This window comes from Hoylesella buccalis ATCC 35310 (genome assembly GCF_000177075.1).
GTDB lineage: Bacteria > Bacteroidota > Bacteroidia > Bacteroidales > Bacteroidaceae > Prevotella > Prevotella buccalis.
In genome coordinates this window covers 36,654-47,002 of the sequence record NZ_ADEG01000057.1, presented here as the reverse complement: position 1 = coordinate 47,002, position 10,349 = coordinate 36,654, and the positions used below count along the sequence as shown (strand labels likewise).

Genomic DNA, 10,349 nt, shown 5'->3' with positions numbered 1-10,349 from the left:
TTGTCGTCACCACGGTAGATAATGGATGCGTTTTTGTCACGCTTGATTTTCTTCTCCTTAATTAAGCGTTCTTTCTCTTGGCGAATCTTTTCAAGCAATACGCTTGCTGGCTCATCATGAGGGTCTTGCGGTACAAGCTTTCCCTGTATCGCCCATTGTAATATGCTGTTCTTTAATTGCTTCCCGTTCATTGTTTGTTCTTTTCTTTTTCTTGTAACTCAAAAAATTTCTTTTGGCGTTCAATTTCTGCGATAAGATCCTCTTCCTTAGGAAGATATGTCATATACTTAGCAGCAAACAACTGCTTATTGTCGTGAAGAATGCTATAACGTGCAAGGTCTTTGCTTGTTTCAGCACATAACAGCAAACCTATTGTTGGATTATCACCCTCTGTACACTTCAGTTCATCATACATACGGATATACATATCCATTTGTCCGATGTCTTGATGAGTGATTTCTGTAGTTTTTAAGTCAATCAACAGAAAACACTTCAAGATGTAGTTATAGAAAACGAGATCGATGTAGTAATCTTTCAAATCTGTGCGGATAAGTTGTTGGCGAGCAACAAAAGCATAGCCTTTACCAAGTTCCATGATAAACTTTTGAAGGTGGTTTATGATAGCTGTTTCCAGATTTGTTTCGGTAAAGTCGTTATTTTTAGCCAGTCCTAAAAATTCTGCCACAATGGGGTTTTTCAAAAACTCCAATCTGTCTTTATCGAAATCGGCGGTCTTTGCTTTCATTTCTGCAACCACTACATCCCTTTTAGGAGATTGAAGTAAGCGGAAATAGTATTGTGAGTTGATATTACGATCGAGGGTGCGTGTTGACCAATGTTCCTTGGAGGCTTCCATTAGATACCATTTCCTCGCATCGTCGTTTTGCACACGAAGCAAAGAACGATAATGTGTCCAATTAAGATTTGGTACGCGCGCGTACCAAATCTCAAAATCATTGAAAGTCAGATAGAACTGCCTGTAATTACGTAAATCTCTCGGAGTAAAACTTTTATTGCCTCCGTATTCAGTGATCAGACTTTTAGACAGATTGTTGATAATGTTCTTACCATATTCAGCACGCGCTTCCCCATGCTGCTCTTCCAAAATGATGCGTCTACCAATTCTCCAATTTGTCATGCAGATAACAGCACTAATCGCATCAGACCCCTGTTTGTGACCTTCTTCTATTATTTGCTTTACGTCAATAAACAGTTTGTCTATATCGGGCATATTTGATATTTCGTTTGCCATAGTTTTTTTCTAAATTAGTGAGACAGCGTCTCACCTTTCTATAATTTTGCGGAACACCGTCTCACATTTTATAATTCCTCCACATTCACATCAATCCCCAAGATACGTTGTATCTCAGCCAAGGTCTTGTCTATCTCATGATCGAGAACCTTGCGCTTCTTGAAATAATTGGCAAGCAATTCGGCTGGAGGTAGGATTTCTTCATCCTCTTTCGGGAACTTACACAAGTCGAAGTTGCAATCAGTATCTATCAACTCCTGTACTGGATAGCAGCGTGCTTTCTCGTCACCGTCGGCAATAATCATCTCCTTGCGGTCGTTCCACCACTCACGGATAGGGTCGCAATGCACAGACTTCATGGATTTTGTCTTGGAGAAATGCTTGTAACCTTCTGGCATGTCGAGACGATAGAACCAAGTGTCTTTTGTGGAGAAACCTTCGGGTGCGCCGTCTGCGCAGGTGTTGTCGAAGAACAGTATGTTTGTGGCAATGGAAGTATAAGGAGCGAAGATGCTGCCTGGCAAACGGATGATGGTGTGCAGGTTGAAATCACGAAGCAACTTCGTCTTAATGGCAATCTTTGTGTTGTCAGCGCCAAAGAGGAAACCGTCTGGCACAATGACCGCCGCACGCCCATTCTTCTTCAGTCGGTACATGATGAGCACCATAAACAAGTCGGCAGTCTCGCTACTACGCATGTCTGAAGGGAAATGTGACTTGACGTCAGACTTCTCGTTGCCACCGTATGGAGGGTTCATCAACACCACATCAAACTTGTCTTCGTCTGTGTAGTTGAGTACATCTTTGGTAAGCGAGTTGTCATGAAACACCAATGGCGTGTCGATACCATGCAGCAACAGGTTTGTCACGCACAGCATATATGGGAATTGTTTTTTCTCGATACCAAATACAGATTGATTGTACTCCTTACGGTCTTCTGCTGTCTTTACCTTTTTATCCAGTTCGCCCAGCCAACTCGTAATAAATCCACCTGTACCACAAGCGAAGTCTGCCATTTTCTCGCCAATCTGTGGATTGACGATTTCTGCCATAAACTCGGTTAAGGCTCTGGGTGTGTAGAACTCACCAGACGAACCAGCCGACTGCATTTCTTTCAAGATGGTTTCGTATATCTCACCGAAGGCGTGGCTCTCTTCATAGTCGCCAAGGTTTAATCCGTCAATCACATTGAGCACTTGGCGGAGCTGAACGCCATCTTTCATATACTGGTTGGCATCCTCAAAAGTTGTCTTAACAATCGCTTCACGAATTGGGGTGTTTGGCGTTATCTCTATATTTTTGAGTTTGACAAACAAGGTGTTGTTGACAAACGATAGCAAATCATCACCCGTCAAGGCATTGCCGCTGCCATCATCATGCGCCCAGTTGCGCCAACGGCATTCCTCAGGAATGATTGACTTGTAATCGTCATCGTCCAATTCCCAGTCGTTCTCTTTCTCGTCATAGACTTTCAAAAACAGCATCCATGCCATTTGCTCTATACGCTGCGCATCACCGTTGATACCAGCGTCATTGCGCATGATATTGCGTACCCGTTTTACGAAATTTGATAAACTCATCTGTTGTTTCTCTTTGTGCGTCTTTTCTTGTCACGACATCACTCAAGTAGGTTGGCTCTGTTCGTTTGACTTGTCGAAAAGATTTATTTATGCTATATTATATATGTATTGTTCCAATTCCTTCACGGCATCAAGATAACCTTGCTTGCCACCGAAGAATTTCACGATGTTTGCCTTGGAGCCCAATTTGCGGAAAGGATCATTCTCAAGCACGGTAAGACTTTCTAATTCCGAAATACCCTCTTTGATATACTTATCTAATAAGGCTTCAAGCACGCTGCGTGCCTGCTCGCCATACTTATTGAAGATGTCTCGCTTCTTTACCTGCTCTGCACGCTCATGCCGTGTAAGTGTTTTCTTTCCATAGGCTATATGGCAGATGAAATCGAAATCATCCACATCATCCATATTTTCTGTATGCTTCAACGCCGCAAGGTCAATACCACTTTCTTTGAGCATTTCAGCAATGTCAGACTTTTTCTTGGTTTCTTGCCACTTGGATGTGAACGTGTCAATCGTTGCGTATGTGTCAATGATACTTTTCTTGGTATAGTCTGTAATGCTCTCCGTACGAAGCAGCTTGCCGTCTGTATCATAGACAGAAACAACCTTGTTGATAATCATCACTTGGCAACCGTCCTTGGCAACTATCGGTTTCGGTTGTGGTGCTGGGTCTGGTTCTTTCACTCCAGTAGGTTCATTCTCTTCTGGAGGTAGATACGGCGTAGGTTCTTTTTCTTTGGGCGGATAGTTTGGGTCTATCTCTATCGGTCCGTCCCACTCGGGGTCTGCGAACAATCGTGTCACATTGCGGAAATCCATGACGGTGAAATATGTCTTTCCCTCCTTTTCACGAAGACGGGTACCACGACCTATTATCTGTTTGAACTCTGTCATGGAGCCTATTTGCTGGTCAAGGACGATTAGTTTTGTCATTTTGCAATCAACGCCAGTCGACAGCAACTTACTTGTTGTAGCTATGACAGGATATTTCTCCGCAACGGAGATGAAGTAGTCCAACTTGCTTTTTCCGTATTCGTCACTACCAGTTATACGAACCACATAATCGGGATTCTTCTTGCACATATCAGCGTTGGCATTCGTCAAAGCCATGCGCATGCGTTCAGCATGAGTCTCATCCGCACAGAACACGATGGTCTTTGCCATGCGGTCTGTACTTTTCAAATAGTTGGTTATTTCTTGCGCCACTTCCCTAATGCGGTCTTCTATTACAATATTATAGTCGTAGTCGCTGTTGTTATAGATACGGTCTTCTATCTCGTTGCCGTGTATGTCCTTTTGTCCTTTTGTTGGTCTCCACTCATCACCAATGTTCGTTGTGATGTTGATTACCTTGAATGGAGCAAGGAAGCCGTCCTCTATGCCATTTTTAAGACTGTAAGTATAGATAGGCTCGCCAAAATAGCCAATGCTTGATTGATACTTTGTTTCTTTCGGGGTGGCAGTCATGCCAATATGAGTAGCCGAAGAGAAGTAATCCAAGATGTTTCGCCAGTTACTGTCGTCTTTTGCACTGCCTCTATGACACTCGTCAACGATAACAAGGTCAAAGTAATCGGGGTTTGGAAACAACTCTTGGTAATTCTTGGCATCGTTCTGCCCAATCAACTGTTGATAGAGTGCAAAAAACACTTGATACGAACTTAATTCCTCCAAGTGGTTCTTGTCTTTTGAGTAATCTATCTTATGTGTTACCTTTTTCAGTGGATTAAAGTCCTGTTGTATGGATTGGTCAACCAGAATATTGCGGTCGGCGAGGTATAACACTTTCTTCTTCAATTTGCTATGTAGCAAACGCCATACAATCTGAAAGGCAGTATACGTCTTGCCTGTTCCAGTTGCCATAACGAGGAGCACCCGACTCTGTCCTTTTGCGATGGCGTTGACAGTGCGGTTGATGGCATTGCGCTGATAATATCGTGGAGGAAAGATATTTTGACCAGTGCAGAAAGGCTGTGCAATGACAGCCAACTCTTGCTCATTAAGTCCGTTGCCATCGTTAGCCTCGCTTTTGTATCTTTCGATAAGTTCCTCTTTCGTAGGAAACTCTTCCATGGAAAAAATGCGTTCCTTGCCTGTCAAATAATCATGTTCCGCAAAACCTTCGCCATTTGAGCTGTAGGCAAACTTCACATCAAGCATTTGGGCATAGATCTTGGCTTGTTGCAATCCATGCGAAACAGAGTGGTTGGCGTCCTTCGCTTCTACAATGGCAATGGGCGTTGCCTTGTTCGCATAAAGCACATAGTCGGCAAACTTCGGTCTCTCTCGATGCACAAGATTGCCATGAAGGCTGATTTTTCCGTCAGTAAACCTAACCTTCTGTTCCATAAATATACTATCCTTTGGCCACCCCTTGCTTGTAATAGCTTCACTGATGTAACGGTTCTTGACATCCTCTTCTGTTAATTCTTTGCTTATGCCCATATTCAAATAATATTTTATTATCAGAAGTTATACTACATACTTTATATAGATTGGGAACTATGCGTTCATTTTACTCTTTGTTCTCGTTATTTATCAAATCCTTGAGGCCAACTTCGAAACCGTTAAGATTTTCAAGATGTTTCTCTAACTCGGGTTAATATTTATTTCGAGCAGAGCAATTGATAGCGCAAACACTCTTACCTAATTGTTTTGTCAGCCAGATACCTTTGCTATCCAAGATGTCTTTCATCTTGTTTAGTTTCAACATTCACCGAATTTACAGCAAATATACATTAAATATTGCGATAATCCGTTTAAATCGTACCATTTTGTGGAATCCTCTATTAAAAATCTTGTGGTATCGTATAATCATGGCTCTTTCATTTAAGAAAGGTTGTTTATTGTGCAAAATAATCTTTGTTCTTTTGTTGTAGCGATATTTTTAATAAAAAAACTTCTTGCAACAAGAGGTTATCGACTTTTTTTATTAACTTTGTATAATCGAGGTTTCTAAAAGTGTCGATAACCTCTTTTATATTATAATGAGAAAGGATAAAAACAAAATGAATGATTTTAGAAAATATGCCACCCAACACTTGGGAATGAATGGCATGGTGCTTGATGACGTCATCAAGAGTCAAGCGCGATATCTTAACCCGTATATTCTGGAGGAACGTCAGCTGAATGTAACGCAGTTGGACGTGTTCTCGCGCCTGATGATGGATCGCATCATCTTCTTAGGCACGGAGATTGACGACTATACGGCCAACACCTTGCAAGCGCAGCTGCTGTATCTCGACAGCGCAGACAGTGGAAAGGACATTTCCATCTACATCAATAGTCCTGGCGGAAGCGTCACAGCGGGCTTGGGTATCTACGATACCATGCAGTTTATCTCGTCTGACGTGGCAACCATCTGTACGGGTATGGCGGCTTCGATGGCGGCCGTACTCTTGGTAGCAGGACAAGAAGGCAAGCGCAGCGCGCTGACACACAGTAGGGTGATGATTCATCAGCCGCTCGGAGGCGTGCAGGGACAGGCTTCTGACATCGAGATTGAGGCGAAGGAAATCATTAAGTTCAAGAAGGAACTGTTCACCATCATCGCCAATCACTCGCACACACCGTACGAGAAAGTATATCGGGATTCTGACCGAAACTACTGGATGGACGCTGAGCAGGCGAAGAAATATGGCATGATTGACACGGTGCTGGTTAGGAAACAACAAAAAGTAGAAAATGCCGACGATTAAGAAAAAGTGTAGTTTTTGCGGAAGAAGCGAGCAAGAAGTACGACTGCTCATCACGGGAGCTGACGGATTTATCTGCGAGGATTGTGTTCAGCAGGCTTATCAGATTGCCGTGGCTTCCGGGGCTTTGGATGAAGAAGTGGAACAGCACGCCAGTGATCAGCCCTTCAAGCTCAAGAAGGTTCCCAAACCACAGGAAATCAAGGCTTATCTCGATGAATACATCATCGGCCAGGATGATGCCAAACGTTATCTGTCGGTGGCTGTGTACAACCATTACAAGCGGTTGCAGCAGCCCAAGAATGATGACGGCGTGGAGATAGAGAAGAGCAACATCATCATGGTGGGCTCAACGGGAACGGGTAAGACGCTGCTTGCCAAGACCATCGCTCGACTGCTCGATGTGCCTTTCACCATCGTCGATGCAACGGTGTTTACCGAGGCTGGATATGTGGGTGAGGATGTAGAGAGCATCTTGTCGCGCCTGTTGCAGGTGGCCGATTACGACGTGCCGGCAGCCGAGCGGGGCATCGTTTTCATTGACGAGATTGACAAGATAGCCCGCAAGAGCGACAATCCGTCCATCACACGCGATGTGAGTGGCGAAGGTGTGCAGCAGGGACTTTTGAAGTTGTTGGAAGGAACCATGGTGAATGTGCCGCCAAAAGGCGGTCGCAAGCATCCCGACCAAGATTACACCCACGTGGACACCAAGAACATTCTGTTTATCTGTGGCGGTGCCTTCGATGGCATTGAGCGCAAGATAGCGCAGCGGCTCAACACGCATGTAGTGGGTTATAACTCGGTACAGAACGTGCGGAACATCAACAAGGGCGACCTGATGCAATATATCTTGCCGCAAGATTTGAAGTCGTTCGGACTGATTCCCGAGATCATTGGGCGTCTTCCCGTACTCACTTATCTGAATCCTTTGGACAGAGAGGCGCTGCGCAAGATTTTGGTGGAACCCAAAAACTCGATTGTCAAACAATATATCAAGCTTTTTGAGATGGACGGAATCAAGTTGACATTCAACGAAGATGCGCTCGATTACATTGTTGACAAAGCAGTTGAATATAAATTAGGTGCGCGCGGTTTGCGCTCTATCGTGGAGTCGGTGATGATGGACGCCATGTTCGAAATCCCCTCCAAGCATGTCAAGAGCTTCAAAGTGACGCTCAAATACACCCAGGAGCAACTTGACAAGGCTCATTTACAGAAATTGGAGTCGGCTTAAACAGCCGCACAGTGAAACACAATAGCGATAATCTAAGTCGGACTGTTCGGCGAGGAAGGACCTGATCCCCGCCGAACGCGCCGGCACTAATGAAACACTATGGCAGAGAAGGTTAATCTTACAGAGAAATTAAAACTTTATTTCGGCTTTGATGCTTTCAAAGGCGAGCAGGAAGCCATCATCAAACATCTTCTGGCTGGCAACAGCGCATTTGTGCTCATGCCCACCGGGGGAGGCAAGAGCTTGTGCTATCAGTTGCCGTCACTTATCATGAAGGGAACGGCCATCGTGGTATCTCCGCTCATCGCCTTGATGAAAAATCAGGTGGATGTCATCAACGGCATCAGTGAGGAAGAGGGCGTAGCCCATTTTCTTAACTCGTCTTTAAACAAGGCTGCCATCCAACAGGTCATGGACGATGTTCGCTCGGGGCGTACCAAGTTGTTGTACGTGGCACCCGAATCGCTGAACAAGGAAGAGAACATTGAGTTCTTAAAGACCGTCAAAATTTCTTTTTATGCCATCGACGAGGCGCATTGCATTTCAGAGTGGGGGCACGATTTCAGACCGGAGTATCGAAACATCCGACCCACCATCAACAAGATAGGCGATGCACCTGTGATTGCTTTGACGGCAACCGCCACCGATAAGGTGCGCACAGACATCAAGCGCAGCTTGGGCATTGCGGATGCACGCGAGTTTAAAAGCTCGTTCAACCGCCCCAATCTGTACTACGAGGTACGCCAAAAAGCGTCGGATATCGACCGCCAAATCATCATGTTCATCCGTCAGCATGAGGGCAAGAGCGGCATCATTTATTGCCTGTCGCGCAAAAAAGTGGAAGAATTGTCTGAAGTGTTGAAAGCCAACAACATCAAGGCGGCTCCTTATCATGCTGGTTTGGACAGCGCCACCCGTTCACAAACGCAAGACGACTTTTTGATGGAGCGCATCGATGTTATCGTGGCCACCATTGCTTTCGGCATGGGTATCGACAAGCCCGACGTGCGCTTCGTCATCCACTACGACATCCCGAAGAGTCTGGAGGGATATTATCAGGAGACGGGTCGTGCCGGTCGCGATGGCGGTGAGGGCATCTGTGTGGCTTTCTACGCGCGGAAAGACCTCAAAAAGTTAGAGAAGTTCATGGAAGGAAAGCCCGTGGCAGAGCAAGACATCGGCCGCCAACTGCTGCAAGAGACGGCGGCTTATGCCGAATCTTCCGTGTGCCGACGCAAAATGTTGCTGCACTATTTCGGCGAAAGCTATACGCAACCCAACTGTCATAGCTGCGACAACTGTCTGCATCCCAAAGAGCGGCGCGAGGGCAAGGACGCCCTGCTCATCATTCTCAAGGCCATCGTAGCACTCAAGGAAGAGTTCCGTCAGGATTATGTCGTTGATTTTGTTATGGGCCAATCCACGGAAGACATCACCTCGCACAAGCACGATGAGTTGGAAGAGTTCGGCTCCGGCGAGGACGAAGATCCCAAGATGTGGAATCCCGTCATCCGACAAGCGCTCATCGCGGGATATATCGAAAAGGAAGTAGAGAACTATGGAGTGCTCAAAGTGACGGCTGCTGGTAAGAAATTCATTAAAAAGCCCGTGTCGTTCATGGTCGCACTGGATACCGAGTTCAACGATTACGATGAGGCTGAGTCGCCAGAAGGCGGAACCGGTGTACTCGATCCGGCACTCTTCAGCATGCTGAAAAATCTGCGAAAGCAAATGTCGGCCAAGCTAAACCTGCCAAAATACGTCATCTTCCAGGATGCCTCGTTGGAGCAAATGGCTACCGATTATCCCATTACCTTGGAGGAATTGCAGCAAATTCAGGGCGTGGGAGCCGGCAAAGCCAAGCGATATGGACCAAAATTCGTCGAGCTGATCAAAGCGCATTGCGAAGAGAATCACATCGAACGGCCCGAAGAGATGCGTGTACGAACGGTGGCTAAGAAGAGCATGCTCAAGATTAAAATCATTCAGAGCATCGACCTGCAGGTGGCACTCGATGACATCGCCAATGCTTTAGGGCTAGATTTCGACGAAATGCTCGACGAGTTGGAAGCCATTGTCTACAGCGGAACCAAAATCAACATCGACTACTTCCTGGAAGACGTGATGGACGAAGACCATGTGGACGAAATCTACGACTACTTCTTGGACAGCGAGTCGGATGGTTTGAAGCTGGCCATGGAAGAGTTGGGCGACCAATATACCAAGGAGGAGTTGCGCTTGGTGCGCCTCAAATTCATTTCTGATTTAGCCAACTAAGACACATCCCATCTCCCTGAGCCCTCTTTGAATCGTTTGTGAGTGACCAAGGTGTCTCCCTTCGTTCAAAAAGAAAATGCGCAACGTAGCATGGGAGAAATGAGAAAAATAATGATGGAGGGGTGGTATTCCCACTATTCCTGAAACGAAAGGGATGGTGAGTATGCCGCCCCTTCATGGCAGATAACGGCACATCGCCGATGCTTGTCTTTCCGTGAACATCCGCAACGTTTGGTTGCGCTATTTCGAGTCGGTTTTTTTATCGAATGATGATGGATTTGAAAAGCATGGAGTTTGGTGGCTAA

General features: G+C 45.6%; 6 protein-coding genes and 1 pseudogene. 3 read left to right on the top strand and 4 right to left on the bottom strand.

What is annotated here, in order from left to right; genetic code table 11:
- The 4 genes and pseudogenes from HMPREF0650_RS06145 to hsdR form a co-directional block, all read right to left on the bottom strand.
- Positions 1-191 (bottom strand): annotated as a pseudogene (locus HMPREF0650_RS06145) (restriction endonuclease subunit S); the annotation flags it as partial.
- Positions 188-1,252 (bottom strand): PDDEXK nuclease domain-containing protein, encoded by a 1,065-nt coding sequence (locus HMPREF0650_RS06140; RefSeq protein ID WP_004349235.1) that lies wholly within the window; start codon positions 1,250-1,252, stop codon positions 188-190. The gene HMPREF0650_RS06140 and the pseudogene HMPREF0650_RS06145, both read right to left, overlap by 4 nt.
- Before the next feature lie 68 nt (positions 1,253-1,320).
- Positions 1,321-2,832, bottom strand: coding sequence for a class I SAM-dependent DNA methyltransferase (locus HMPREF0650_RS06135; RefSeq protein WP_004349233.1), 1,512 nt, complete (start codon positions 2,830-2,832; stop codon positions 1,321-1,323).
- Positions 2,833-2,919: 87 nt separating this feature from the next.
- Positions 2,920-5,280 (bottom strand): EcoAI/FtnUII family type I restriction enzme subunit R, encoded by a 2,361-nt coding sequence (gene hsdR, locus HMPREF0650_RS06130; protein WP_004349231.1) that lies wholly within the window; start codon positions 5,278-5,280, stop codon positions 2,920-2,922.
- Between the two features lie 563 nt (positions 5,281-5,843).
- On the opposite strand from hsdR, the gene clpP reads away from it, so the two are divergent.
- The 3 genes from clpP to recQ all read left to right on the top strand — a co-directional run bounded on the left by clpP (position 5,844) and on the right by recQ (position 10,044).
- Positions 5,844-6,533 (top strand): ATP-dependent Clp endopeptidase proteolytic subunit ClpP, encoded by a 690-nt coding sequence (gene clpP, locus HMPREF0650_RS06125; protein ID WP_004349228.1) that lies wholly within the window; start codon positions 5,844-5,846, stop codon positions 6,531-6,533.
- Positions 6,520-7,767 carry an ATP-dependent Clp protease ATP-binding subunit ClpX gene (gene clpX / locus HMPREF0650_RS06120; RefSeq protein ID WP_004349226.1) on the top strand — a complete coding sequence of 416 codons (1,248 nt, stop codon included), beginning with the start codon at positions 6,520-6,522 and terminating at the stop codon, positions 7,765-7,767. The genes clpP and clpX overlap by 14 nt, the downstream gene beginning before the upstream one ends.
- 99 nt (positions 7,768-7,866) lie before the next feature.
- Positions 7,867-10,044, top strand: a complete 2,178-nt coding sequence (gene recQ, locus HMPREF0650_RS06115) for a DNA helicase RecQ (protein ID WP_004349224.1) — start codon at positions 7,867-7,869, stop codon at positions 10,042-10,044.
- Positions 10,045-10,349 lie beyond the last annotated feature (305 nt).

Bases quoted from the DNA above. Each gene is read 5' to 3' on its own strand.
- HMPREF0650_RS06140 (WP_004349235.1), bottom strand. From the start codon at position 1,252: ATGGCAAACGAAATATCAAATATGCCCGATATAGACAAACTGTTTATT.
- HMPREF0650_RS06135 (WP_004349233.1), bottom strand. From the start codon at position 2,832: ATGAGTTTATCAAATTTCGTAAAACGGGTACGCAATATCATGCGCAAT.
- hsdR (WP_004349231.1), bottom strand. From the start codon at position 5,280: ATGGGCATAAGCAAAGAATTAACAGAAGAGGATGTCAAGAACCGTTAC.
- clpP (WP_004349228.1), top strand. From the start codon at position 5,844: ATGAATGATTTTAGAAAATATGCCACCCAACACTTGGGAATGAATGGC.
- clpX (WP_004349226.1), top strand. From the start codon at position 6,520: ATGCCGACGATTAAGAAAAAGTGTAGTTTTTGCGGAAGAAGCGAGCAA.
- recQ (WP_004349224.1), top strand. From the start codon at position 7,867: ATGGCAGAGAAGGTTAATCTTACAGAGAAATTAAAACTTTATTTCGGC.